This window comes from Curtobacterium sp. VKM Ac-2884 (genome assembly GCF_015350945.1).
Lineage (GTDB): Bacteria > Actinomycetota > Actinomycetes > Actinomycetales > Microbacteriaceae > Curtobacterium.
The window spans coordinates 368,155-392,965 of the sequence record NZ_JADKSA010000002.1 but is presented as its reverse complement, the minus strand read 5'-3'; the positions used below and the strand labels follow the sequence as shown (position 1 = coordinate 392,965).

The window sequence follows — 24,811 nt, the reverse complement described above, 5'->3', positions numbered from 1 at the left end:
GACACCCGCAACCAGGGGGAGACGACCGATCCGGGTCCGGCTGCGCTCAGCGGTCGCGGTAGATCGCTCGGCGGTGGCCGGCATCGACGACGATCACGATGAGTCGGCCGTCGTCGATCTCGTAGATCAGACGGTAGTCACCTGATCGCACCCGCCAACCGGGTCGGTTCACGAGCTTCCGAGCTGCCGGGGGCCGCGGGTGGTCGGCGAGGATCGCGAGGAGTCCCTCGATCCGCCGACGACCGTCGGGCGGGAGCTTGCGGATGACACGCTGCGCGGACGGGATGACCTCGACCGACCAGGTCATCCGAGTCCGAGTTCGCGCTTGAGATCGTCCCACTGCACGTTATCGCCGCCGATGCGCTTGTTCTCCGCGATGGCAGCGTCGTACGCGACCAGGTCGTCGAGGTCCTCGGCCGCCTCGAGCAGGCGGTCCAGGACATCCGCGTCCACCACCGCCGCGACGCGCTTGTTGCGCCGGGTCAGGTAGACGGGTTCGTGCCGGGCGTCGTCGATGATCGACGCCAGGCGGCCACGTGCTTCGGAGATCGACACTTCGCTCACCTGTACATTCTAGAGCGTTTTGTACAACTCAGACGAGCGCCGTGGTGCCGACCGATTCCCGTTCGAGCAACGATCGCTTGACGTCGAGCCCCCACGCGAAGCCCCCGAGCGTGCCGTCGGACCGCAGCACCCGGTGGCACGGCACGAACAGGGCGGGAGCGTTCCGTGCGCACACGCTGGCGGCGGCCCGCACGGCGTCCGGACGGCCCATCGCCCCCGCGAACTCGGTGTAGGTCAGGGTCCCGCCGGCGGGGATGCGGCGGAGCTGCCGCCACCCCTCGGTGAACAGGTCGGTGCCGAACTGCCGCACCGGCACCTGCATGGCGTGCTCGACCTCGCCCGAGTAGAAGGCGTCCACGGCGTCGGCGGCGGCAACCGTGCCGTCGACGATGCGACTGGGCCGGTACCGGTCGGCGAGCCGCCCGAGGATCCGGTCGACGGAGTCGGTCCAGCCCGAGGCGAGGACACGGCCCTCGGCGTCCTCGAGCACGGTGAAGGCCCCGTCCGGGGTGTCCAGGGTCTGGATGGTTGCGTCGGTCATCGTTCGTCCTTCCGAGGGTCGTTGTCTGCGTGCCGCGCACGGCCGGTGCCGTGCACCCGTGCACCGGCGGCCGTCGCGATCGCGCGGTCGATGATCGGTCGCCAGCAGTGCATCGTCAGGTAGCTCCGCCAGGGCGCCACCTGCTCCGACCATAGGGAGAGCTCGCGCGCCGTACCGGGCAGTCCGAGTTCCTGTGCACCGTTGCGCACCGCGAGGTCGCTGTGGAGGAACACGTCGGGGTGGTGCCGGACCCGGAGCGCCACGTAGTCGGCGGTCCACGGCCCGATGCCCTTCACCGCCAGCAACCGGGCACGCAGCTCGTCGAGGGACTGTCCGCCGTCGACCACGAGCGACCCGTCGGCGAGCGCCGCGGCGACCCGCAGGATCGTGTCGACGCGGGCGGCCGGACCGCGCAGCACCTCGTGGCCGCGGGCGGCGATGACCTCGGCGGACGGGAACAGCAGGCCCTCCGGCAGGATCGCCGACGGCACGGCAGCACCGAGCGCCGCCACGAGTCGCGTCTGGGCCGTCCGGGCCGCGGCGACGGAGACCTGCTGCCCGATGAGGGTGCGGATCACGATCTCGTGCGCGTCGACGGCACCGGGCAGCCGCAGGCCCGGGACCCGCTGCACGGCCGCAGCGAGCTCGGGCACGGAGCCGAGCACCGCGTCGACGGCGACCGGGTCGGCGTCGAGGTCGAAGTACGACCGGACGCGGGCGACGAGCGTCGGCAGGTCGGACAGGTCGGTGACGCGCACCCGCAGGTCGATCCCGGTGCCGCGACCGGCGGCGGTGGACCCGGCCGTCCCCACGACCGCGGCCGATGCGCTGAACCAGCCCGGGCCTCCCGGCAGGTCGAGCAGCCGCCCGTACGAGGTGACCCGCCCGGATTCGTCGGTGTCCACCTGCTCCAGGCCCGGCAGGGCGTGCAGTGCGTGCCAGTCGAGGAGCCCCTGCGCGTCGAACGGCGGCCGCGCGGGCAGGTGCACGTGCAGTGCGCCGTCGGACGCGGGCCGGAGCGTCCGCCGGGCGCGCAGCTCGGACGGGGTGACGGCGAAGACCTCGCGGACGGTCTCGTTGAACTGGCGGACGCTCGCGAACCCGGCGGCGAAGGCGACATCCGCGATGGGCAGGTCCGACGACGTCAGCAGCGTGCGTGCCGTCTGGGCGCGGTGTGCGCGGCTGAGCGCCTTCGGGCCGGCACCGAGCTCGGCCGTCATGATGCGGTTGAGCTGGCGTTCGGAGTAGCCGACCCGTGCGGCGAGGCCCGGGACGCCGTCGCGCTCGACGACGCCGTCGAGGACGAGGCGCATGGCGCGACCGGCGACGTCCTCGCGCAGGTCCCACTCGGGGCTGCCGGGGGTCGCTTCGGGCAGGCAGCGCTTGCAGGCGCGGAAGCCCGCCAGGTGCGCTGCGGCGCTCGTGCGGTAGAAGGTGACGCCAGCCTCGCGGGGCGTGCGTGCCGGGCAGCTCGGTCGGCAGTAGATGCCGGTGGAGTGCACGGCGGTGACGAACTGGCCGTCGAAGCGTGCGTCGCGCGAGGCGACGACGCGGTAGCGCTCGGCGTGCAGCTGGTCGGTTCCGGAGGTGGTCACTGGCCCAGCCTGACACGCACCACCGACCGCGACTGGCGGAAATCGGACGCCGCGGCGGGGCCCGGGTGGCGGTCAGGCGGCGGTCGGGCGGCGGTCGGGCGGCCCCGAGGTTCCGAAATCTCGGCATGTCGGCGCTCGATGTGCTCGCCCGTGGAACCTCGGCGCCACACCGACGGCGTGTTGTGGAACCTCGGCGCAGCGGCACCGACGACGGCACGGCGTCGACCGGGAGGCCCGGCTAGCGTTGGGCGGGTGACCTCCGGAGACGACGTGGCCGGGTCTGACCACCGGGTCGGCCCCGACGAGCTCGCCGGCCTCGCCGACTCCGCCGACCTGCCGTTCCGGACCGACGTCGAGATCGCGCTGCTGCTCGTGTCGCGCCGCCACCGCTACGAGGGCAGGCCGGCCGACGGTGCCCTGCCGGTCCGGTCGGACGACCCGGACGAGCTGCGCGACCGCATCGAACTGCGTGCGGGACTCGGCATCGTCGGCGACCGCTACTTCGCGGCACGGGCGCACGTGCACGCCTCGGTGACGGTCCTCGGACTCGAGGGCCTCGAAGAGGTCGAACGATCGCTCGGCGTGCCGGTCGACCCCGTGGCGACCCGGCGGAACGTGTTCCTGCGGGGCGCCGACGTCGAGGCACTCCGAGGCGAGCCGTTCTTGCTGCAGAGTCCCGGCAGCGATGCCGTGCTGTTCCGCGGGTACCGGTCGGCGAACCCGTGCGCCTGGATGGACCACGAGGTGGCGCCGGGGGCGTTCCGGGCGATGCGTGGACGGGGCGGCGTGCGGTGCGACCCCGAGTCCGACGGCGTGCTCACCCTCGGACCCGCGGTGCTCCGGACGACCCGCCCCGTCGCACTGGGCTGACGGCAGCGCCGCCAGCGGCAGGGCCGCCAGCGGCGGCGCACCGTGCTCACGCGGTCAGCGCGCTCTCGATCGCGTCGACGAAGGCCGGCAGGTCGTCGGGGTTCCGCGAGGTGATGATGCCGCCGTCGACCTGGACCTCCTGGTCGACCCACTCGGCGCCGGCGTTCCGGACGTCGGTCTGCAGCGACGGGAACGAGGTGATCGTCCGTCCGCGCAGCACACCGGCCTCGATGAGGGTCCACGGGCCGTGGCAGATCGCCGCGACGGGCTTGTTCGCCTCGACGAAGGCCGTCACCAGGGAGACCGCCGAGTTGTCCTGTCGCAGGGTGTCGGCGTTGATGGTGCCGCCGGGGACCACGAGTGCGTCGTACCCGGTCACGTTGACACCGGCGATGGTGGTGTCGGGGTCGAGGGACTTGCCGGGGTCCTTGTCGCCGACGAGGGTCGCGATCGAACCGGAGTCCTGCGCCGCCACGGTCACCGTCGCGCCGCGCTCGCGGAGCTGGTCGACGGGCACGACGATCTCGTCCTGCTCCACGCCGTAGTTCGTCGCGATGACGAGGACCTTCTTGCCGTCCAGGGTTGCCATGGTCGCTCCTTCCGCGGCACGGTGGTTCCGGGCCGCACGTGCGGCCCGGTGGTCCCGGCCGCACACCCGAGGGTCGTCGGGGAGCGCTGAGCGTGCCCGCAGGACGCACCGGGTCCTCAGCCGCGGATGCGGAAAGCGGACCCTTCGGCCTCGACGGTGATGCCGTCGTACCCCGACACCCGGTAGAGCCCGGCCGTGACGTCCGACTCGTGCGGGCCGACGACGACCGTGGTAGCTCCCGAGGCGATGGCCGACTCGAGACCGGCGGGGGCGTCCTCGAACGCGACGCAATCGGTTGCCGCGACACCGAGCAGCGCAGCACCGCGCAGGTACCCGTCGGGGTGCGGCTTGCCGTGCTCGACGTCCTCGGACGGCACGAACGCCGTCGGCATGGTCAGGCCCGCTGCCGCCATCCGGCCGGCGGCCAGGTCGCGCGGTGCACTCGTCACGAGGGCCACCGGCACCCCCGCCCCGAGGAGCCGGTCGACGAAGGCCGCGGCGCCGGGGATCTCGAAGATGCCCTCGCTGCTCGCGCTCTCCTCGGCGACCAGTGCGGCGGCGATGCGGAGCTGTTCGTCGCGGTCGAGGTCGGGCAGGAAGTGCTCGATCGTGCTGATCGCCTGACGGCCGTGCGAGAAGGCCAGGATCTCGGCGGGCTCGATGCCGCGGTCCTGACCGAAGCGGGTCCAGGTGGCCTCGACCACCGCGGTCGAGTCGACGAGCGTCCCGTCCATGTCGAAGAGGACCCCGGACGCCACGATGTCGATCACGCGCCCGACCCTAGCCGACGCGGTCGACCGGCACCGAGACGCGGGCGGTCGGCTCCGAGACGCGGGCGGACGGCTCCGCCCGGACGTACCGGGTCAGCAGCACGTCACCCGCACCGCGGAGCACGTGCGCGGGGCGCATCCGCCGCAGCTCCGGGGAACCGCCGCGGGCGATCCGGGGCCCGGTGCCGCCCTCGAGCGACGGGTCGATCGTCAGGGTCAGCTCGTCGACGGCGTCCGATGCGATGAGCGACCCGAGGAACGACGGGCCGCCCTCGCAGTGGATCGTGCCGAGCCCCCGCGCCACCAGTGCGTCGCGGACGAGCGACACGTCGACCGAGTCGGGGTCGGTGTCGGCACTGCAGGGCACGACGTCGGCGACGGACGACAGCGCGACCCCGGCGTCCGACGCCGCCGCAGCCGCGGAGGTCAGGACGACCGCCCGGACCGGGGCCTCGGTGAACACCCGGGATCCGGCGTCCAGCGACAGTGACCGCGACACGATCGCGAACACCGGGTGGTCGGGCATGCCGTGCGCCCGGCGCCAGGCCACGTCGGCGTCGTGCAGGACCATCGGCCCGTAGCCCTCGTCCCGCACGGTGCCCGCGGCGACGAGCACGACGTCGGCCACCCGGCGGAGCAGGTCGAACACGCGCAGGTCGTCCGGGCCGCCGAGCGCCCCGGAGACCCCGGCGGCCGAGGCGGACCCGTCGAGCGTCGCCACGAAGTTCACCCGCAGCCACGGCGCCGACGCACCCGCGGTGTACAGGTCGATGAGGTCGTCGTCGGACAGGTCCGCGATCGACGGGGGCAGGAGGTTCACGTGTTGTGCCGCGCTTCCACCGGGGCTCGCCAGCCGAGCGTCGCCTCGACCATGCGCATCGCGTCGACGCTCTCGGCGACGTCGTGCATCCGGACGATCCGCGCCCCGAGCATCGCGCTCACGGTCGCGACGGCGAGCGACCCCGCCAGGCGTTCGCCGCGCGGGCGTCCGAGCGATTCCCCCACGAAGTCCTTGTTGGACACCGCCGCGAGCACCGGGTAGCCGAGCGCCACGACCTCGGGCAGGCGCCGGGTCACCTCGAGCGTGTGCACGGTGTTCTTGTTGAGGTCGTGGCCCGGGTCGACGACGATCCGCGACTCCGGGATCCCCGCGGCGAGCGCCCGGTCGACGCGCTCCCGCAGGAACCCGACGACGGACGCGGTGACGTCGTCGTACTGCGGCGGCGCTGCGAGGGGCCGTCGGGGTTCGGCGAGCGAGTGCGTGATGACGATCGTCGCCTCGGAGTCCGCGACGACGGCCGCCATCCGGGGATCGGACAGGCCGGTGGTGTCGTTGACCACGCTCGCGCCAGCTGCGATCGCCGCTGCGGCGACCTCGGGGCGGAACGTGTCGACGCTGATGGTGACGTCGGACTCCTGGGCGAGCTGCTCGACGACGGGGACGACGCGGTCGACCTCGTCCGCAGCGGGCAGTTCGGGCCCCGGAGCGAACTTCACGCCGCCGATGTCGACCCAGTCGGCACCCTGTTCGGCAGCCCGGACGGCGGCGGCGACGGCGCGGTCGAGCTCGAAGGTGGCACCGCGGTCGTGGAACGAGTCGGGCGTGCGGTTCACGATCGCCATCACGGCGATGCGGTGGTCGAAGTCGAACGAGCGGCGTCCGATCGTGCGGACCGGGTCGCGCAGGTCGGGCACCACCCAGCCGGGTGCGGTCGATCCTGCCTGGAGGCCCGTGGCGGCCCCCTCAGACGTCATGCGTCCGCCTCGGTGTCCGTCACACGCCCCGCACCGATGAGCGCGATCGCCTCGGCCCGGCCCGCGGCGTCGGCCAGCGAACCGTTCGCCGCGACCGTGACGGTCGTCGAGCCGGTCTGGCGCTCCCCACGGGTCGTCACGCACTGGTGCTGCGCGTCGAGGACCACGAGGACCCCCTCGGCGCCGAGCCCCTCGGCGATCGTCGCGGCGACCTGCTCGCCCAGTCGTTCCTGCAGCTGCGGACGCGAGGCCACGGCATCGAGCACACGCGAGAGGGTGCCGAGCCCGATCAGCCGGTCGCCCGGCGCGTAGGCCAGGTGCGCGACCCCGAGGAACGGCAGCAGGTGGTGCTCGCAGACGGACCGGAACTTCACGTCGCGGACGATGACGAGTCGGCCGCGTTCACCGTCCTCGGCGTGCACGGTGCCGTCGCGGGCGATGGCCACGGCGTCCGTGCCGATGCCGGCGAAGAACTCGGCGTATGAGTCGGCGACCCGAGCGGGTGTGCGTTCGAGTTCGGGGCGGTCGGGATCCTCGCCGATGCCGAGCAGGAGTTCGCGCACCGCGGCCTCGACGCGGGCACGGTCCATGCGTGACGTCACCGGTCCATCCAACACCAGCCATGGCCGGAGAACGCGAGCCGGCGCACGGCGTGACGTCCCCCGATCACGCGGGTCGGGCCTCCCGGTCGAACATCGGCGCACCCTGCGCGCCCTGTGAGGATCCTGTGACATGCCGGAAACCCAGCAGGCTTTAAACTTGCTCGGTGAGCGCCCCGCAGACCGACACCCCACCCCGGAACCGCTTCGCGACCGGCCTCGATCGATACTTCTCCATCACGAAGCGCGGATCCACGATCCCGCGCGAGGTGCGGGGCGGACTCGTCTCGTTCGTGACGATGGCGTACATCGTCATCCTCAACCCGCTGATCCTCGGTGGGTTCAGCGCCGACCAGGCCGCCAAGGACGTCTCCGGCGGCTGGCTCGAGAACGCGCAGGTCGCCGCCGCGACCGGCCTCGTCGCCGGCCTGATGACCATCGCCATGGGCGTCATCGCGAACCTGCCGTTCGGCATCGCCGCGGGCCTCGGGATCAACTCGTTCCTGGCCGTCAGCGTCGTGCAGCAGGTCACCTGGGCCGAGGCGATGGGACTCGTCGTCATCAACGGCGTGATCATCGTGGTCCTGGCGTTGACGGGGATCCGGACGATGATCTTCACCGCCGTCCCGGCGCAGCTGAAGGCAGCGATCACCGTCGGCATCGGTCTGTTCATCGCCTTCATCGGCCTCGTCGACTCGGGCTTCGTGCGATCGTCCGGGCTCGCGTCGCCGCCCCTGCAGCTCGGTGAGGACGGCTCCGTCGGCGCCCTGCCGACCATCGTGTTCCTGATCGGCCTCGTCATCATCGGCACGCTCATGGCCCGCAAGGTCAAGGGCGCGCTGCTCATCGGGATCGTCGCGACGACGATCATCGCGATCATCCTGCAGGCGATCTTCCAGGTGCCGACCTCGGTCGACTCGAAGACCGGCTGGAACCTCAACGCCCCCGGCCTGCCGAGTGCGCTCTTCGCGTTCCCCGACCTCTCGCTCGTCGGCCACGCCGACCTGTTCGGCGCGTTCAGCCGCATCGGGCCGTTGGCGGCGTCGATGCTCGTCTTCACGCTCGTGTTCACGAACTTCTTCGACGCGATGGGCACCATGACCGGCCTGGCGAAGGCCGCCGGCGTCGCGAAGCCCGACGGCACGTTCCCCCGCCTGAAGTCGGCGCTCGTCGTCGAGGGCGTCGGCGCGATCGCCGGCGGTGGCGCCTCGGTGTCGTCGAACACCGTCTTCATCGACTCCGCCGCCGGCATCGGCGAAGGCGCGCGCACCGGCATGGCATCGGTCGTCACCGGCCTGCTGTTCCTGGCGTCGATGTTCCTCACCCCGCTCACGCAGGTCGTCCCGCTCGAGGTCGCCGCCGCCGGACTCGTCGTCGTCGGCGCCCTGATGGTCGCGCAGGTGGCGGACATCTCGTGGACGGACTTCGGGTCGGCGCTGCCGGCGTTCCTGACGATCGTCGTCATGCCGCTCACCTACTCGATCGCGAACGGCATCGGCGTGGGCTTCATCAGCTGGGTGCTCATCAAGCTGCTGTCCGGCCGGGGTCGCGAGGTGTCGTGGCTGCTCTACGTCGTCGCCGCGGGCTTCCTGCTGTACTTCGCGCGGGGGCCGCTCGAGGCGCTGCTCGGCGTCGGCTGAGGCCTGGCGCTGGGCAGGGGCTGGTCTGCAAGAGCGCCAGTTCCTGTGGGGCCGTCCGAGGGTGGTCCACGAAAGCGACAGTTGTCCGCGAAACATCCGCGGAGAACCGTCGCTTTCGCGTTCGGGCCGGTCGGGAGGCCCGTGCTCAGTCCGGCAGGTCGATCGGCGTCGCCTCGTGGTGGCGTCGACCGCCCGTCCGCCGGTCCTCCTTCATGCCCGCCTCGAACAGGTGGCGGCGCCCCTGCACGAGCTCGTCCCGCGCAGTACGCTCCAGCTCCTTCGCGAGCGCGTAGTACCCGTCGTCGTAGTCCTCGACGACCTGGAACGTCCAGCGGCCGGCGATGACGTTGCGGCCCACGAGCTCCGTGTCGATGCGGTCGGCCAGTTCGGTGTGGCCCGCCTTCCGGAGCTGCTCGACGGCTTCGCCGAGGTTCAGGTCGGCGGTGCCCGTCAGGCGGTGGAAGCCGTAGAGCAGGCCGCGGGCGTGCTCGATGACCTCGACCGCGGCCGACAGTGTGCCGAGCGCCTCGACCGTGGCGTCGGAGACCCCCTCGGGGACCTGGTGCTGTCCGTCGGGGCCCTCATCGTCGTTCGTCATGCACCCCGTCTACACGAGGGCGTCCGAGGTCAGGCGCAGTCACTTCGTCTGGTTGGGATGACGCGTGTGGACGTCTGTGATGCAGACGACTCGATCCGCCTCGTCCACCGTGAACCAGATCCGCGCTCCCCGCTTCAGTTCGAGTTGCCGACGTGTCCATTCGCGACCCGAGTGCCGGACGACGCCGAGCGCACCGCGGAGCGCATGGCAGGCCAGGTCTTCGGACAAGGGATCGCTGGTCAACCGCTCCCAGGCCGACACGACTGCGTTCCGCTGTGTCGCCAGGACGTCTCGCCAGCCGTGTTCTGCCGAGCGCGTGCCCAGGACGACCGTGAACTCCGTCGTCCGTACCGGCCGGGGGACACCAGTGCCGCGACTGACCACGGCTTCACGGCGCGTCGAGGACGATCGGGTGCTCGAGGAGTTCTGGGTCGCCGGTGCTCCAGCCCGCCGCGATCGCCTCGGCACTGCTGCGCCACGCCTGCATCTCGACGAGCAAGGCCCGCGGCTGCCTGAGCGAGAAGGATCCACGTGCCACATCGACGATCTCGCGTGCGAATCGCTGCTGGTCGTCTCGACTCAGCAGCTTGATCCACGGGTACGGGATGGCGAGTCGATCATGGAGTGGCAGCCCCTCGTTGACGGTCACTGCAGCGATCAACTGCGCAGCGATCTCGAGGACCGCGTCGTCGTCGTCCGAGCGCTCCTTCGTCGTGAGCACGAGCGCTTTTCCATCGCGCCGCGTGACCTCGAGCGGTTCTTCCTCGGCTGCGGCGAACACGTCTTTCGAATGGCGTGAGAGGTCAGACGACTGGACGGCACGACGTGAGCGAGGAGGAGCGGTCAAGGTCATGGAGTCATCGTATTCAGAACGCATTCTGAACACAAATCGCAGTTGCTCGCGGTTCGATTGCGACTTAGCATTCGAACACACGTTCGAACGAGGAGACCTGATGATGATCACGGAGACAGCCGCCACGGTGTGGTGGGCCGAGGGCGCACCGAGCCGGCTGGTCTGGGGCGGGCGCCGTTGGCGGGTGAGCGACACCCCGACCCGTCTGACCGTGACGCGGGCCGAGCTGCCGACCGCCATCACCCACGCCCCCGAGCGCACGGTCGGCTGGCGGTTCCAGGCCACGGCCGACGACGGGGACACGCTGGTGGTCGACATCGTGCCCGAGGGCAGCGGCTGGGGCGTCGCGCGGACGTGGACGTGAGCGCCGCCCCGGGTGCGGACTACGTCGTCACGCGCTCGACCGGCGCCCGCTCCGGAGCCGGTCGCTCCATGAGACGCCAGGCACCACCCGTCAGCGGCGCGAGCGTCACGACGGTGTAGAGCACGACGACCGCCCCGAACGTCGCCTGCACACCGACACCCTCGGCCGCGAACCCGGCGAGCAGTCCGCCGAGCGGGATCCCCGCCCACGACCCAGCTCCGAGCAGCCCGAACACCCGAGCGCGCATGTGCTCCGGGATGCGCTCGAGCTCGACGGCACCGAGGATCGGGTTGAGTGACCCGGCGGCGAGGCCCGACACCGCCGAAGCCGCGAGCATCCACGGCAGCCCGAGGCCGAGCGCCGGCACCAGGAGCGAGGGCCCACCCGCGAGCACGAAGCACACGACGAACGTGATCCGGCGAGGTACGCGGTGTGCGACGTACCCGAAGGCCACCGACCCGAGGAACGCCGCACCCCCGAAGGTCCCGGTCACGAAGCCCAGCGCCTGCGCCCCGCCGAGGGTGTCGGCGGCGTAGAGCGGGAGCAACGTCGTCGACCGGGCCGCGTCGAGCAGGTTCGTGATCAGCACGAGGGCGATCACGAGCCGGAAGAACGGATCGCGGACGCAGAACCGGAACCCTTCGGCGATGTCCCGCCAGTACCCGTTGGTCGGAGCCGCGTCAGCGCTCACGGCCGTTGCGCCGTCGCCCGCTGGCCGGACCAGCACCGCAGCGAGCAGGGCTGCGGTGCCGAACGCCACCGCGGTGCAGACGAGTGCGGCCATCGGCCCCGCGGCGGCGACGAGCACCCCGCCGAGCGGTGCACCGATGAGCACCGAGAGTCGCTGGGACGCTTCGAAGTGACCGACCGCGCGCTCCAGCGGGACGCCGGCCGATCGTGCGAGTCCCGGGAGCAGGACCCGACGTGCGGACTCCCCGGGCAGGTCGAAGAGGCCGCTCACGAAGACGAGTGACAGGAGCGCCCAGAACGGCAGACCCACGGTCCAGGCGAGCACCGGCATCGCCAGCAGGGTCGCACCGCTGACGAGGTCCGACGCCACACTCGAACGGACGAACCCGACCCGTTCGACGAGCGCCCCGCCGAAGGGGCCGCCGAGGACGATGGGCACCGTCGCGGCGAAGGCGGCGATCCCGACGTCCGTCGCCGATCCGCCCCGGGCCAGCACGGCGAAGGGCACGGCCACGGTCGTGACGACGTTGCCGGTCCGCGAGACGACCTGGACCGCGAGCAGTGCACGCAACCGTGCCCGGGCGTTCACGGTCGCCCCATCCGGTAGCTCTGTGTGACGGCGATGACGCGCTCCGACCCGTCGCCCGGAGTGTGCGCGTCACTCACGGCCGTCCATCGCTCGACGACGGCACGCAGTTCGGCGCCGAGGCCGGTGAGTTCCTCGGCGGTCAGCCGCAGCACCTCGTCGGAACTGGTCGACGCCGCGACCCACTCACGGCCGAGCACCGGCGCCTGGTCGATGAACCGCCCGTACTCGGCCGCGTACGCATCGGCGACGGTGTGGTCGAGTGCCGTCGTGGCGAGCATGCGTTCCGGGTCGTCGAACGCATCGGCGAGGTCCCACGACGTGTGGTCCGCAGTCGCCCGCCACCACCGCTCCCGCCGGTCCGAACCGAGCTCCGGCGCCGGCTCGATGAAGTCCGCGTCTGCCAGCCGCTTGCAGTGGTAGCTGATCGTGCCGGGCGCCTCGTCGATCTCGTCGCCGAGCATCGCCGCGGTCTGCGGTCCACCGGAGCGCAGGAGCCCGACGATCCGCAGTCGGGTCGGGTGAGCGAGGGCGCGCATGTGGGCGGCGTCGTCGAGTCTGCGCACGGTCATGCCCTGACGATAGATGCACAATAACTCTTGCGCAATGCTTCTTGTGCAGTTGATCGACCGGGGCCGCCGCCACCGCGCTACGGTTCCGGCATGGCGAAGTGGATCGCGCTGCTGCGCGGAGTGAACGTCAACGGCATCACGATCAAGAACGCCGACCTCGCGGAGCTGCTCCGCGGACTCGGCTTCGAGGACGTCCGCACGGTGCTCGCATCCGGCAACGTGGTGTTCGGCACGGACGCCGATGGGCGCACCCTGAAGGCCACGATCGAACAGGCGCTCCGCCAGCGCTTCGGCTACGACGCGTGGATCGTGCTCGTCCCGCACGACGACCTCGAAGGCATCGTCGAACGGTTCCCGTTCGACCGGGCCGACGATCGGCACGACTACGTGGTGTTCGGCTCCGACGACGACGCCCTCGACGCGCTGCTCGCCGACCTCACGCTCGACGCCGCCGTGGAGCAGGTCGCCCGGGGTGACGGGGTCGTGTACTGGTCGTGCCCGAAGGGGTCGAGCACGGACACCGTGTTCGCGAAGCGGGCCGGGGCAGCACGCTTCAAGCGCACGACCACGACGCGCAACACGAACACGCTCCGGAAGCTCCTGTGACCCGAGGCGCCCTGCACCACGTCGAGCTCCGCACCGCCCGTCTCGACACGGCGAGCAGCGCGTGGGGTTGGCTGCTCGGCGAGCTCGGCTACACGCCGTTCCAGGCGTGGTCGGAGGGCCGGAGCTGGCGGCTCGGCAGCGTCTACGTCGTGCTCGAGACCGCACCGCTCGACGGCATGCACGACCGTCGACGCCCCGGACTGAGCCACCTCGCGTTCCACGCCGGCGATGCGGAGCAGGTCGAGCAGCTGTGGGCGGACGCGCCGACGCACGGCTGGACCCGCCTGTACGAGGACCGGCACCCGTTCGCCGGCGGACCGGACCACCGAGCGGCCTTCCTGGAGGACGCCGAACGCTTCAAGGTCGAGCTCGTCGCGAGCTGACCGGTCGAGCGGGGCCCTTCCGGCCGCCGGACCGGCGTCCTACGCGGTCGTCTCGTCCACGTCGAAGTCACGCTGGAGCGAGATCGTCGGGATCGACGCCGTGATCACGGAGCCGTCCGCACGGAGCGTGCCCTGGATGTCGCTCGTGGTCGGCGCGTGCCCGGACATCCGCGGCCCCTGGTGCGGCAACGGAACAACGGTCGGCTCGCCGGCCTCGATGTCCCACTGCTGGTTGTGCACCCAGGCGGTGAAGCCCGTGCCGGTCTCGACCGTGAACGTCATGCTGTCCTGGCCGAGGTCGACGCGGACCCGCGACCCGCGCACGGTCAGACGGTAGGTCAGCGAGTCCCAGTGCCGCGGCAGTCGCGGGTTGAACGTCATCCGGCCGCCGTGGTCGCGCATGCCGCCGAACCCGTTGACGAGCGCACCCCAGATACCGCCGGTCGACGCGATGTGCACGCCGTCCGAGGTGTTGCCGTGCAGGTCGGCCAGGTCGACGTAGAGCGCCGTCTGGAAGTACTGGTCGGCGAGGTCGTGGTACCCGACCTCGGCCGCCATGATCGACTGCACGACCGCCGACAGCGTCGAGTCGCCCGTGGTGAGCGCGTCGTAGTAGTCGAAGTCGCGGCGCTTCTCGGCCGCGGTGAACTCGTGCCCCTGCAGGAACAGCGCGAGCACGACGTCGGCCTGCTTGAGCACCTGGAACCGGTAGATGACCAGCGGGTGGTAGTGCAGCAGCAGCGGGCGCTTGGACTCGGGGGTGTTCTCGAGGTCCCAGAGTTCCTTGTCGAGGAACTGGGCGTCCTGCGGGTGGATGCCACGGTGCGGGTCGAAGGGGATCTCCATCGACTCGGCGGCGTGCTCCCACTCGACGAGCTCGTCGGGGCGCAGACCGGTGCGTCGGACCATCCGGTCGTACTCCTCGACGTCGTCGGCCGCGAGTTCGCGGCACGCGTTCACCGCGAACCACAGGTTCGCCCGCGCCATGACGTTCGTGTAGAGGTTGTCGTCGACGACGGTCGTGTACTCGTCGGGCCCGGTGACGCCGTCGATGTGGAACTTCTTGTCGCCGTTGGAGCGCCAGAAGCCGAGGTCGGCCCACAGTCGAGCGGTCTCGACGAGCACGTCGATCGCCCCGCGCTTCAGGAACTCGGTGTCACCGGAGGCCCGCACGTACTGCATCAGGGCATGGGCGATGTCGGCGTCGATGTGGTACTGCGCGGTGCCGGCGGCGTAGTACGCGCTCGACTCCTCACCGTTGATCGTGCGCCACGGGAACAGGGCACCCCGCTGGTTCAGCTCGCGAGCCCGCGAGCGTGCGGCGTCGAGCATGTTGTAGCGGAACCGCAGCGCGTTCCGGGCGACGATCGGCGCCGTGTACGACAGGAACGGCAGGACGTAGATCTCCATGTCCCAGAAGTAGTGCCCGCCGTAGCCGGAGCCGGTGACGCCCTTGGCGGCGATGCCGTGCCCGTCGGTGCGGGCCGTGGCCTGCGCGAGCATGAACAGGTTCCACCGGACGGCCTGCTGGATCTCCGGCTGCCCGGCGATCTCGACGTCGCTCCGGGCCCAGTAGTCGTCGAGCCAGACGCGCTGCTTCTCGAACGTCTCGTCGATGTTCTCGGCGTGCGCCCGGTCGAGCGTGCGGTCGCAGCGGTCGGCGAGTTCGCGCACCGGGACACCGCGGGAGGTGTGGTAGACCACGTGCTTGACGAGTCGGATCGGCTGCCCGGCACGCGCCTGGACGCGGTAGACGTGCTTGGCCAGGTCGTCGTCGATCGACGACGACTCGTCCCAGCTGTTCTCGGTCTCGAGGTGGTGCTCCACACCGACGCAGATGGTCATGCCGGAGCTCGACGCCTGGTACCCGAGCAGGGAGCGGGCACCGGTGCTGCGCTTGAGCTTCGGTTCGAGCACCCGGTCGGTGAAGGCCTCGGCCTTGCGGGGGTCGAAGGCGTTCGCTGCGGCGCGCATCCCCGCGTGGTACTCGTCCTGCACGTCCTGGCGGTTCAGGATCTGGCTGGACAGCAGGATCGAGGCGTCCGCGTCGAGCACGGTGACCTCGTAGTCGATCACGGCGAGGTGCCGATCGGTGAACGACACCAGGCGGCGGGACCGGATCAGCACGCGCTTGCCGGACGGCGTCGACCACTCGGTCTCGCGGAACAGGTAGCCGCCGCGGAACTCGAGGCGCCGCGTGTGGTGGAGGATGTCCGCCTCGGCCAGCACGAGGGGTTCGTCGTCGACGTAGAGCCGGATCACCTTCGCGTCGGGCGCGTTGATGATCGTCTGACCGGTCTTGGCGAACCCGAAGGCGTCCTCGGCGTGCCGGATCGGCCAGGTCTCGTGGAAGCCGTTGATGTAGGTGCCGTACTGCACACCGCCACGGCCCTCGTCGAGGTTGCCACGCAGGCCGAGGTACCCGTTGCCGACGGCGAAGTTCGTCTCGGCGACGCCCTGCTGGTCGGGGGTGTACTCGGTCTCGACGAGTGCCCACTCGTCGATCGGGTACCGGACGCGGTCGAGCGGGTCCGAGGTGATGGGGTTCATGGTGCTCCGTGGGAAGGGAGGGTGGCGTGGGGACGTCGGTTCGACCGGGAGGCGCGGCTCGCCTCCGGCGCGCTGGCTACGTCGTGCTGGTGGTCGCGTGGGGAAGGTCCGCGACCAGGTCTGCGAGGTCCGTCACGACGACGTCGGCACCGTGTTCACGCAGCGCGTCGGCGCCCGCTCCGCGGTCGACCCCGACGACGAGCCCGAAGGCCCCGTTCCGGCCGGCTTCGACACCACTGGTGGCGTCCTCGACCACGACGCACTCGGCAGCGGTCAGCCCGAAGCGCCCTGCGGCGTCCAGGTACGTGTCGGGCGCGGGCTTGCCGGCCAGTCCGTCCTGGCGGGCGACGAGCCCGTCGACCACGACCGTGAACCGGTCGAGGATGCCGGCGGTCCGCAGCACCGAGACGGCGTTCGCGGAACTCGAGACGACCGCGACGTGGAAGCCGGCGTCGATCGCGGCGGTGAGGAACCGGAGCGAGCCGGGGTACGGCTCGACGCCGTGTTCGTCCAGCTCAGCGGTGAACTCGGCGTTCTTCCGGTTGCCGAGACCGCACACGGTGTCGTCGTCCGGGCCGTCGTCCGGGGTGCCCTCCGGCAGGTCGATGCCCCGCGACCCGAGGAGCGACCGCACGCCGTCGTACCGCGGCTTGCCGTCGATGTACGCGAAGTAGTCGGCCTGCGTGTACGGCGCGACCCCGTGCGCTTCGAGGTACGGCGTGAAGAGCCGGCTCCAGGCGCGCATGTGCACGTCGGCGGTGGGGGTGAGGACACCGTCCAGGTCGAACAGGAGCGCTCGCGTGTCCGCGAGTCGCGCGGGTGTGCGCCGGGTCGGCGTCGTCATCTGCAGCCCTTCAGGGAACGGGGTTCGTGGACGTTGCTCTCGTCGAGTCTAGGACCGCTCCAGGACGGGTGTTCACTCGCGGCCGGCGGCCTGTGAACTCCCTGAGCCGGCGGTCGACACGCTGGTCCGGACGGAAGGCTCCACCATGACCAGCGACACCGCGGCGCCCCAGCACGACGGCGCCGGATCCAAGCTCAAGCAGGCCATCACCGGGCCGCTCCTGTACCTCTTCATCCTCGGCGACGTCCTCGGCGCCGGGATCTACGCGCTGATGGGCACCCTGTCGAAGGACGTCGGCGGCGCACTCTGGGCACCGCTCCTGCTCGCGCTGCTGCTGGCCCTCCTCACCGCGGGCTCGTACGCGGAACTCGTGACGAAGTACCCGAAGGCCGGCGGCGCCGCGGTGTTCGCCGAGCGTGCCTACAAGACGCCCATCGTGTCGTTCCTGGTCGGGTTCAGCATGCTCGCGGCCGGTGTCACGAGCGCCGCGGGCCTGTCGCTCGCGTTCGCCGGCGACTACCTCGGCACGTTCGTGGACCTGCCGCCCGTCCCGACCGCGATCGTGTTCCTCGCGCTGATCGCCTGCCTGAACGCCCGCGGCATCTCGGACTCGCTGAAGAGCAACGTCGTGATGACCGTCATCGAGGTGTCCGGGCTCGTGATCGTCATCGTGGTCGTCGCCGTGATGCTCGGCGGCGGAGGCGGCGACGTCTCCCGCATCGGCGCGTTCCCGGCCGAGGCGAACCCGGCGCTCGCGACCCTGAGCGCGGCGATCGTCGCCTACTACTCGTTCGTCGGGTTCGAGACCTCGGCGAACGTCGCGGAGGAGGTCCGCGAGCCGAGCCGGGTCTACCCGAAGGCCCTGTTCGGTGCCCTCGCCACCGCAGGCGTCGTCTACGTCCTCGTCGGTCTCGCCAGCTCGATCGCGTTGCCGGCGTCCGAACTGTCGGACTCGACCGGGCCGCTCCTGGCCGTGGTGTCGGCCAGCGGAGTCCCGATCCCGGACTGGGTCTTCAGCCTCATCGCCCTGGTCGCCGTCGCGAACGGCGCCCTGCTCACCATGATCATGTCGAGCCGGGTGACCTACGGCATGGCGGAGCAGCGACTGTTGCCCGCGCTGCTGGCGAAGGTGCTGCCGAACCGGAAGACGCCGTGGACCGCCATCATGGCGACCACCGTCGTCGCGATGCTCCTCACCCTGGTCGGCGACGTGGGTGTCCTGGCCGAGACCGTCGTGCTCCTGCTGCTCTTCGTGTTCATCAGCACGAACGTCGCCGTGCTGGTGCTGCGCCGCGACCGCGTCGACCACGACCACTTCCGCGTGTGGACGTTCGTCCCCGTGCTCGGCGTCGCGTCGTGCGTGCTGCTGCTGACGCAGCAGAGCGGGCAGGTCTGGCTCTACGCGACGATCCTGCTCGCCGTCGGCGTGGTGCTGTACTTCGTCGCCCGGGTCACCGGGCGACGCTCTGGACGCGACCACGAGGCGGGCGTCATCCGCTGACGCGGCGCACCACGGGCCTCCCGGTCAGCGCAGGCCGGAAGCCGGCGGCAGGTCGCGCGCCCACTCCTCGATCGCCGAGGAGATCTGCTCGCGGGCGGCTTCGCGGCTGATGGTCGCCGTGCGGTCGCCCGGCTGGTCCCCGTAGGCGCCGAAGTCGGCGTGGTTCGAACCCTTGACCTCGGTCATCGTCGCGGTCGACGGCAGCAGGTGCCGGGCCGCGTCGACCTTGTCGGGCGTCGAGAGCCCGTCACGCGACCCCGAGACGCTCAGCACGTCGATGTACGACGTGCTGATGTCGTTCGCGCAGTAGCTGCCGAGCAGCAGCAGGCCGTCCGCGTCCTGCGCGAGCTGGCAGGCGCGCACCCCGCCCAGCGAGTGCCCGCCGACTGCCCACGTCGCGACGTCCGGCGCGTGCGCCTCGAAGGTCGAGAGCGGCCGGGTGTCGAAGAACGCGAGGTTCAGCGTCGGCTTCGTGATGACGACCGTCGTGCCGTTCGCGACCACCTGCCGGAAGGTCGCCATGTACGCGTACGGATCGACCTTCGCACCCGGGATGAACACGATGCCCTTGCCGTCGGCCTGCCCCGTGGGCGTCATCACCACGGAGTCACCGGCGTCCTGGACCGACACACGGTCGTCGCGCCAGACCTGCAGCGCAGCGCTCCGGGTGCCCTGCATGACGATGTGCGCCCAGACGAGGAACACCACCACGACCACCAGCAGCACGGCGACGATCCACGCGGTCCATCGCAGTACTCGGTTCATGCGACCACCGTACGGCGCATCAGCACCTCGTTCCGACCGTCGGGCAGGGGATCGCCCGGTTCGTCGAGCGCGGACGGAGGTCACTCGGTGAGCAGAAAAGGTCGGGTGCGGGATGCGCACTCGACCGTTTCTGCTCACCATCGCGACGCGGACGCCGCGGGCGCCGCGGACGCTACTTGATCGCGGCGCGGATCTCCGCGGCTGCTGCGCCGACGTCCGACGCGCTGTAGATCGCGCTGCCGGCGACGGCGATGCGGGCACCGGCCTCCTGCACCGAGGCGACGGACGACGCGTTCACGCCACCGGCGATCGAGAACGGCACGCCCGACTCCTTGCCGGCGTCGAGCAGGGTCGAGAACGTGAAGCCCTCTTCCGCCTGCTCGTCGAGTCCGGCGTGGACCTCGACGAACTCGGCACCGAGCGCGACGACCTCGCGGGCACGAGCGGCCTTGTCGGAGACGCCGATCAGGTCGACGACGATGCCCTTGCCGTGCTTCTTCGCGGCCTTGACGGCGCCGACGATGGTCGAGTCACCAGCGACACCGAGGACGGTGACCAGGTCGGCTCCGGCCGAGAACGCGATGTCGGCCTCGAGCTCGCCGGCGTCCATCGTCTTGAGGTCGGCGAAGACGATCTTGTCCGGGTGGGCTTCCTTGATCGCGGTGACGGCGGACAGGCCGGCGCTCTTGATCAGGGGCGTGCCGAGCTCGAGGACGTCGACGTGCGGCGCGGCCGCGGCGGCGAGTTCGAGGGCGGCTTCGGTGGTCAGGGTGTCCATGGCGAACTGGAGCTGCATGTGGATGCCTTTCATTCGAGGTTTGCGTGTCGGGGCCAGAGGTCGTCGGCGGACTGCCCGCCGCGGGACCAGAGCGTGTGGAACAGCGCGTCGCCGACCAGGGCGACGGCCTGCTCGAAGAGGCTGCCGGCGTACTGCGCCGAGGCCGTGCCCGAGCGGTCGGTCTTCGTCGCTGCCGGCAGCACGAGGGTGACGTCGGCGACCTCGGACAACGGGGAGTCGTCGGTGGTCGACAGGGCGACGACGGACGCGCCGACATCGTGCGCGGTGCGGGCCGCCTGCACGATGCCGGTGGTCGTGCCGGAACCGCTCGCGACGAGGAGCACGTCCCCGGGCCGGATCGCGGGCGTGGTGACCTCACCGACGACGTGGACGTCGCGGCCGAGGTGCATGAGCCGCATCGCGGTCATGCGCAGTGCGAGTCCGGAACGGCCGGCACCGTGCACGAAGACGCGGTGGGAGCGGTCGATCAGGTCGAGGGCGCGCTCGGCCGACGCGTCGTCGACGTTCGCGGCGAGGTCGGTGACCTCGCGCACGATCACGTCGAACGCTGCGGGGACGGTGGGTTCTGCCATGTGCACGAGCATGCCGTCACGCGGGCCGCCGCACCGCTACCCGCGTCGGCAGGCCTCCCACCCGATCGGGTGGCCCCGTCCGCACGGGTGGGACAGGTAGGTTCGGCTCCCATGGACGCCATCGCACCCGACCGGGAGGCCCGTGGCGAGCCCGCCAGTCGGCTCGCCGCCTCGGAGCACGCACGGACCGTCGCCGAGCAGGCGGACCGTCAGGCGCTCACCCTCGAGTCCGTGCTCGCCGTGCTCCGGTCACCACGGGTGTCGGACGCCGCCGCGCGGGCCGAGGCCGTCGAGATCGCGTCGGCCGCACTCGTCGACCTGCGCACCGAGACCGACCACCAGCGCAGCACCCTGCTCGAGCCGGTCACCGGGGCGTTCTCGCGCCTCCGAGCCGACCTGCGCCCGCTCGTCCGGTTCGGCGACCTCGACGTGCAGTTCGTCGAGCCGCCCACCACCGGACGCGCGCTGCCCGGCGACGTCGCCCACGCGGCCCGCGCCATCGTCCGGACCGCCGTCCTCGCGCTTGTCGACGGTGGTGCGGCCAAGCGGGTCCGCATCCAGTGGGACTGCGACGGCCGGAACCTGCTCATGCAGCTCCGTGACGACGGGTCCGGCACCCTCGACGTGCACGACGACGCCATGCGGCCGATCGCAGAACGGGTCGTCACTCTCGACGGCCGCGTCCAGGTGTCGAGCACGCCGGACTGGGGCTCGGTCCTCGACATCTCGCTGCCCCTCGACCCCTCGCCGACCGAGGTGGACTCGGTCGCGGACGACGACCTCACCCCGCGGGAGCGGGACGTGCTGCGGCTGCTCGCGACGGGTGTCGGCAACCGCGAGATCGCCGAGGGCCTGGGCATCAGCGTCAACACCGTGAAGTACCACGTGGCGAACCTGCTCCGGAAACACGGGGCCCGCACCCGTGCCGAGCTCGCCGCCTTCAGTTCCCGGGCGTGACCCCGGAGGGGCTGAAGCGGTAGCCCATGCCGGACTCGGTGACCAGGTACCGCGGGGTCGCCGAGTCGGGCTCGAGCTTCCGCCGCAGCTGCGCCATGTACAGCCGCAGGTACCCGGAGTCGTTGCCGTGCGACGGCCCCCACACCTCGGTCAGGAGCATCTCGCGGGTCATCAGCCGGTCGGGGTTCGTGACGAGCACCTCGAGCAGGCGCCACTCGGTCGGGGTCAGCCGGATCGCGGGACCGCTGGCCGGGGTGACCTGCTTCGCGACGAGGTCCACGACGAGGTCGCCGATCCGGATCGTCGGCGCGCTGTCGACGCCGGCCGGGGCACGGCGTCGTCCGAGGGCCCGCAGCCGCGCCAGCAGCTCGTCCATCTGGAACGGCTTCGTCACGTAGTCGTCCGCGCCGGCGTCGAGTGCGTCGACCTTGTCGGACGAGTCGGTCCGTCCGGACAGCACGAGCACCGGCACCTGCGACCACCCCCGGATGCCCTCGAGCACCCCGATGCCGTCGAGCCGGGGCATGCCCAGGTCGAGCAGCACCAGGTCGGGCCGTTCGGTGATGACGGCGTCGATCGCCGCACGGCCGTCCTTCGCCGTCACGACCTCGTACCCGCGGGCGGCGAGCGTGACGGAGAGCGCTCGGACGAGTTGCGCGTCGTCGTCGGCGATCAGCACCTTCACCGGAGCTCCACTCCCACGTGCCCGGCGATCGGCAGCCGCACCACGACGGTGAGCCCACCGCCCGGGGTGTCGTCGACCTCGATCGTGCCGCCCATGCCCTCGGTGAAGCCCCGCGCGAGTGCGAGACCGAGCCCGAGGCCCGTCTCGTTGTCGGTGTCGCCGAGCCGCTGGAACGGCTGGAAGACCTCGTCGACCCGGTCCGACGGGATCCCCGGACCGTGGTCGGCGATCCGGAGCTCGACCCCGCCGCCGAAGGCGCTCGCCGCGACGCGCACACGGGTGCCGTCGGGTGCGTAGCGGACGGCGTTCGCGAGCAGGTTCACGACGACCCGCTGCAGCAGGACCGGGTCGGCGAGGACCGGGGGCAGGTCCGCCGGCAGGTCGAGGTCGACGTCGTCGGGCCCGAGCTCGAGCTCGTCGAGCGCGGGGGCGACCACCGTGTCGAGGGCCAGCGGCCCGGACGCGACCGCGAGCACACCCGCCTGCACACGACTGACGTCCAACAGGTCCGCCAACAGCACCGCCAGCTGACCGAGGCTCTCGTCGGCGGTCGCGAGCAGTGCCTCCCGGTCGGCCCGTGACAGGTCGACGTCCAACGCACGCAACGACTGGACGGCGGCCGAGGCGGCCGCGATCGGCCGACGCACGTCGTGGCCGACGGCCGCGAGGATCGCGCTGCGGACGCGGTCCGCCGCGGCGATCCGCTCCGCGTCCAGCGCAGTGCGTGTCAACGAGCGGTGTTCGACCGCGGCGTCGAGCTGCTGCTCGACGACACGCAGCAGCCGGCGCTGGGTCGGGTCGTCCGGAGCGCCCGCGAACTCGAGCACGGCGCCGGACGGGAGGCTCGTGGCCGCGTCCGGCGTCTCGCCGAACGTCCCCGACGTGGCGGGTTCCTCGTTCCCCTGCCGGATCCGGACGCCGGCGAACCCGAAGGCCTCGCGGGTGCGGTCGAGCAGGGCCTGCAGGGCGTCGTCGCCGCGGAGGACGCTGCCGGCGATCCCCATCAGCAGGCCGGACTCCGCCGCGGCGCGACGGGCAGCACGCGAACGCCTGGCGGACCGGTCGACCACGAAGCTGACGAGCACGGCGCTGATCACGTACATGACCAGGGCGAAGAGGTGCCACGGCTGCTGCACCGTGACCATGTGCAGGGGTTGGACGAAGAAGAAGTCGAGGCTCAGTCCGGACAGCACCGCCGTGAACACCGCCGGCCACATCCCGCCGACGAGCGCCACGACGAGCACCAGCAACTGGTACGCCAGGACGTCCACGGTGATGGCGTCGGGGTCGCTGCCGATCGACAGGACCCAGGTGAGCAGGGGCCCGACCAGGACCGAGAGCACGAACGCGGCGAGGACCCGTCCACGCGACAGACTGCCGCCGAGCTTCGGCAGGGCGAAGCCACCACCGGCGCGCTCGTGCGTGACGACGTGCACGTCGATGTCGCCGGACTCACGGATCACGGTGTTGCCGATGCCCGGGCCGGTCAGGGCCGCGGCGAGCCGACTGCGACGGCTGACGCCGATGACGATCTGGGTCGCATCGATCGACCGCGCGAACCGCACGAGGGTCGACGGCACGTCGTCGCCGACCACCTGGTGGTACGTCCCGCCGAGCTGTTCGAGCAGGGTGCGCTGGGCACCGAGCGCCCCCGGGTGCCGCTCGCGCAGGCCGTCGTTCGTCGTCACGTGCACGGCCGCGAGTTCGCCCCCGGCACTGCGGGCAGCGATGCGGGCCCCGCGGCGCAGCAGGGTCTCGCCCTCGGGCCCGCCGGTCAGGGCGACGAGCACGCGCTCCCGGGTCTCCCACCGGTGCTCGATGCCGTGCTCGGCGCGGTAGGCCTTGAGCGCGTCGTCGACCTCGTCTGCCAGCCAGAGCAGCGCGATCTCGCGCAACGCCGTCAGGTTCCCGAGCCGGAAGTAGTTCGACAGGGCCGCATCGATCCGGGCGGCCGGGTACACGAGTCCGTCGGAGAGCCGCTCCCGCAGCGCAGCCGGCGCCAGGTCGACGACCTCGATCTGGTCGGCCGCGCGCACCACGGCGTCGGGGACGGTCTCGCGCTGCACGGTGCCCGTGATCTCGCGGACCACGTCCCCGAGGGACTGCATGTGCTGCACGTTGACCGTCGAGATGACGTCGATGCCAGCGGTTCGCAGCGCTTCGACATCCTGCCAGCGCTTCTCGTTCGCACTGCCGGGAGCGTTCGTGTGTGCGAGTTCGTCGACGAGGGCGACCTCGGGTGCCCGGGCGATGACGGCGTCGAGATCGAGGTCGTCCAGGTCGACACCGCGGTGCGAGACGGTGCGGCGGGGCACGACCTCGAGCCCGTTCACCAGGGCGGCGGTGGCGGCGCGTTCGTGCGTCTCGACCACGGCGACGACGACGTCCCGGCCCTCGTCGAGCAGCCGGCGGCCCTCCTCGAGCATGGTGAACGTCTTACCGACGCCCGGTGCGGCACCGAGCAGCACCCGTAGCTTGCCGCGCTTCACGTGCTCATCCTCTCGCGTCGAGTTCCGCAGCGGGTGCGAAGCCAGGCGCAGGGCGGGATCGCGCCCCCGTGTGG

The 24,811-nt window shown here is 71.5% G+C and carries 27 protein-coding genes; 7 read left to right on the top strand and 20 right to left on the bottom strand.

Features of this window, described 5'->3' with window-relative positions; all coding sequences use genetic code 11:
* Positions 1–46 precede the first annotated feature (46 nt).
* The 4 genes from ITJ60_RS06345 to ITJ60_RS06330 are packed head-to-tail and all read right to left on the bottom strand — an operon-like array spanning position 47 to position 2,700.
* On the bottom strand, positions 47–307 hold the full coding sequence (locus ITJ60_RS06345) for a type II toxin-antitoxin system RelE family toxin (protein ID WP_123293075.1): 261 nt from the start codon (positions 305–307) through the stop codon (positions 47–49).
* Positions 304–564 (bottom strand): type II toxin-antitoxin system Phd/YefM family antitoxin, encoded by a 261-nt coding sequence (locus tag ITJ60_RS06340; protein ID WP_133937381.1) that lies wholly within the window; start codon positions 562–564, stop codon positions 304–306. Before ITJ60_RS06340 ends, ITJ60_RS06345 begins: the two co-directional genes overlap by 4 nt.
* 28 nt (positions 565–592) lie before the next feature.
* Positions 593–1,105, bottom strand: a complete 513-nt coding sequence (locus ITJ60_RS06335; RefSeq protein WP_111083519.1) for a methylated-DNA--[protein]-cysteine S-methyltransferase — start codon at positions 1,103–1,105, stop codon at positions 593–595.
* On the bottom strand, positions 1,102–2,700 hold the full coding sequence (locus ITJ60_RS06330) for an AlkA N-terminal domain-containing protein (protein ID WP_323749115.1): 1,599 nt from the start codon (positions 2,698–2,700) through the stop codon (positions 1,102–1,104). The genes ITJ60_RS06335 and ITJ60_RS06330 overlap by 4 nt, the downstream gene beginning before the upstream one ends.
* 333 nt (positions 2,701–3,033) lie before the next feature.
* Between ITJ60_RS06330 and ITJ60_RS06325 the strand changes: the two genes are divergently transcribed.
* Positions 3,034–3,570: a molybdenum cofactor biosysynthesis protein gene (locus ITJ60_RS06325; RefSeq protein ID WP_194647609.1), complete on the top strand. Its 537-nt coding sequence runs from the start codon at positions 3,034–3,036 to the stop codon at positions 3,568–3,570.
* A gap of 46 nt (positions 3,571–3,616) precedes the next feature.
* Here ITJ60_RS06325 and ITJ60_RS06320 read toward each other — a convergent pair whose 3' ends face one another.
* From ITJ60_RS06320 to folE, 5 genes are all read right to left on the bottom strand, one after another.
* The gene (locus ITJ60_RS06320; protein ID WP_111083520.1) at positions 3,617–4,159 is read right to left on the bottom strand and encodes a type 1 glutamine amidotransferase domain-containing protein; all 543 of its coding nucleotides are present in this window, start codon (positions 4,157–4,159) and stop codon (positions 3,617–3,619) included.
* A 116-nt stretch (positions 4,160–4,275) separates the two neighbouring features.
* Positions 4,276–4,929 (bottom strand): HAD-IA family hydrolase, encoded by a 654-nt coding sequence (locus ITJ60_RS06315; RefSeq protein ID WP_194647337.1) that lies wholly within the window; start codon positions 4,927–4,929, stop codon positions 4,276–4,278.
* A gap of 10 nt (positions 4,930–4,939) precedes the next feature.
* Positions 4,940–5,749 carry a pyrimidine reductase family protein gene (locus tag ITJ60_RS06310; protein WP_194647336.1) on the bottom strand — a complete coding sequence of 270 codons (810 nt, stop codon included), beginning with the start codon at positions 5,747–5,749 and terminating at the stop codon, positions 4,940–4,942.
* Positions 5,746–6,684, bottom strand: coding sequence for a dihydropteroate synthase (gene folP, locus ITJ60_RS06305; protein ID WP_194647335.1), 939 nt, complete (start codon positions 6,682–6,684; stop codon positions 5,746–5,748). The genes ITJ60_RS06310 and folP overlap by 4 nt, the downstream gene beginning before the upstream one ends.
* Positions 6,681–7,274 (bottom strand): GTP cyclohydrolase I, encoded by a 594-nt coding sequence (gene folE, locus ITJ60_RS06300; protein WP_194647608.1) that lies wholly within the window; start codon positions 7,272–7,274, stop codon positions 6,681–6,683. Before folE ends, folP begins: the two co-directional genes overlap by 4 nt.
* Before the next feature lie 176 nt (positions 7,275–7,450).
* Between folE and ITJ60_RS06295 the strand changes: the two genes are divergently transcribed.
* Complete coding sequence (locus ITJ60_RS06295) at positions 7,451–8,923, top strand: NCS2 family permease (RefSeq protein WP_123339432.1); 1,473 nt, start codon at positions 7,451–7,453, stop codon at positions 8,921–8,923.
* Between the two features lie 145 nt (positions 8,924–9,068).
* On the opposite strand, the gene ITJ60_RS06290 is transcribed toward ITJ60_RS06295, so the two are convergent.
* Entirely contained in the window at positions 9,069–9,521 is a 453-nt protein-coding gene (locus ITJ60_RS06290) for a hypothetical protein (protein WP_194647334.1), read from the bottom strand.
* Between the two features lie 388 nt (positions 9,522–9,909).
* Positions 9,910–10,485, bottom strand: a complete 576-nt coding sequence (locus tag ITJ60_RS06285) for a prevent-host-death protein (RefSeq protein ID WP_194647333.1) — start codon at positions 10,483–10,485, stop codon at positions 9,910–9,912.
* Here ITJ60_RS06285 and ITJ60_RS06280 point away from each other — a divergent pair.
* Positions 10,478–10,738 carry a hypothetical protein gene (locus ITJ60_RS06280; RefSeq protein ID WP_133937394.1) on the top strand — a complete coding sequence of 87 codons (261 nt, stop codon included), beginning with the start codon at positions 10,478–10,480 and terminating at the stop codon, positions 10,736–10,738. The genes ITJ60_RS06285 and ITJ60_RS06280 overlap by 8 nt on opposite strands.
* A gap of 19 nt (positions 10,739–10,757) precedes the next feature.
* On the opposite strand, the gene ITJ60_RS06275 is transcribed toward ITJ60_RS06280, so the two are convergent.
* Together ITJ60_RS06275 and ITJ60_RS06270 are read right to left on the bottom strand one after the other, a co-directional pair.
* Entirely contained in the window at positions 10,758–12,017 is a 1,260-nt protein-coding gene (locus ITJ60_RS06275) for an MFS transporter (RefSeq protein ID WP_194647332.1), read from the bottom strand.
* Positions 12,014–12,586: an ArsR/SmtB family transcription factor gene (locus ITJ60_RS06270; RefSeq protein WP_123671389.1), complete on the bottom strand. Its 573-nt coding sequence runs from the start codon at positions 12,584–12,586 to the stop codon at positions 12,014–12,016. The genes ITJ60_RS06275 and ITJ60_RS06270 overlap by 4 nt, the downstream gene beginning before the upstream one ends.
* Before the next feature lie 90 nt (positions 12,587–12,676).
* Between ITJ60_RS06270 and ITJ60_RS06265 the strand changes: the two genes are divergently transcribed.
* Together ITJ60_RS06265 and ITJ60_RS06260 are read left to right on the top strand one after the other, a co-directional pair.
* Complete coding sequence (locus ITJ60_RS06265) at positions 12,677–13,192, top strand: DUF1697 domain-containing protein (protein WP_194647331.1); 516 nt, start codon at positions 12,677–12,679, stop codon at positions 13,190–13,192.
* Positions 13,189–13,575, top strand: a complete 387-nt coding sequence (locus ITJ60_RS06260; protein WP_194647330.1) for a VOC family protein — start codon at positions 13,189–13,191, stop codon at positions 13,573–13,575. Before ITJ60_RS06265 ends, ITJ60_RS06260 begins: the two co-directional genes overlap by 4 nt.
* 39 nt (positions 13,576–13,614) lie before the next feature.
* Here the strand turns inward: ITJ60_RS06260 and ITJ60_RS06255 are convergent, their stop codons facing one another.
* The gene (locus tag ITJ60_RS06255) at positions 13,615–16,125 is read right to left on the bottom strand and encodes a glycoside hydrolase family 65 protein (RefSeq protein WP_194647329.1); all 2,511 of its coding nucleotides are present in this window, start codon (positions 16,123–16,125) and stop codon (positions 13,615–13,617) included.
* Between the two features lie 76 nt (positions 16,126–16,201).
* Positions 16,202–16,969: an HAD family hydrolase gene (locus ITJ60_RS06250; protein ID WP_194647328.1), complete on the bottom strand. Its 768-nt coding sequence runs from the start codon at positions 16,967–16,969 to the stop codon at positions 16,202–16,204.
* A gap of 145 nt (positions 16,970–17,114) precedes the next feature.
* On the opposite strand from ITJ60_RS06250, the gene ITJ60_RS06245 reads away from it, so the two are divergent.
* Positions 17,115–18,470 (top strand): APC family permease, encoded by a 1,356-nt coding sequence (locus ITJ60_RS06245; RefSeq protein WP_194647327.1) that lies wholly within the window; start codon positions 17,115–17,117, stop codon positions 18,468–18,470.
* A gap of 24 nt (positions 18,471–18,494) precedes the next feature.
* On the opposite strand, the gene ITJ60_RS06240 is transcribed toward ITJ60_RS06245, so the two are convergent.
* The 3 genes from ITJ60_RS06240 to hxlB form a co-directional block, all read right to left on the bottom strand.
* Positions 18,495–19,235, bottom strand: a complete 741-nt coding sequence (locus ITJ60_RS06240) for an alpha/beta hydrolase (RefSeq protein WP_194647326.1) — start codon at positions 19,233–19,235, stop codon at positions 18,495–18,497.
* 172 nt (positions 19,236–19,407) lie between these two features.
* Positions 19,408–20,031, bottom strand: coding sequence for a 3-hexulose-6-phosphate synthase (hxlA, locus tag ITJ60_RS06235; protein WP_027466791.1), 624 nt, complete (start codon positions 20,029–20,031; stop codon positions 19,408–19,410).
* 11 nt (positions 20,032–20,042) lie between these two features.
* The gene (gene hxlB / locus ITJ60_RS06230; protein WP_123339553.1) at positions 20,043–20,606 is read right to left on the bottom strand and encodes a 6-phospho-3-hexuloisomerase; all 564 of its coding nucleotides are present in this window, start codon (positions 20,604–20,606) and stop codon (positions 20,043–20,045) included.
* 111 nt (positions 20,607–20,717) lie between these two features.
* On the opposite strand from hxlB, the gene ITJ60_RS06225 reads away from it, so the two are divergent.
* Positions 20,718–21,563: a helix-turn-helix transcriptional regulator gene (locus ITJ60_RS06225; RefSeq protein WP_111083538.1), complete on the top strand. Its 846-nt coding sequence runs from the start codon at positions 20,718–20,720 to the stop codon at positions 21,561–21,563.
* Here the strand turns inward: ITJ60_RS06225 and ITJ60_RS06220 are convergent.
* Both ITJ60_RS06220 and ITJ60_RS06215 read right to left on the bottom strand, forming a co-directional pair.
* Entirely contained in the window at positions 21,547–22,248 is a 702-nt protein-coding gene (locus ITJ60_RS06220; protein WP_123937009.1) for a response regulator, read from the bottom strand. The genes ITJ60_RS06225 and ITJ60_RS06220 overlap by 17 nt on opposite strands.
* Entirely contained in the window at positions 22,245–24,737 is a 2,493-nt protein-coding gene (locus tag ITJ60_RS06215) for an ATP-binding protein (protein WP_323749114.1), read from the bottom strand. Before ITJ60_RS06215 ends, ITJ60_RS06220 begins: the two co-directional genes overlap by 4 nt.
* Positions 24,738–24,811: the final 74 nt, after the last annotated feature.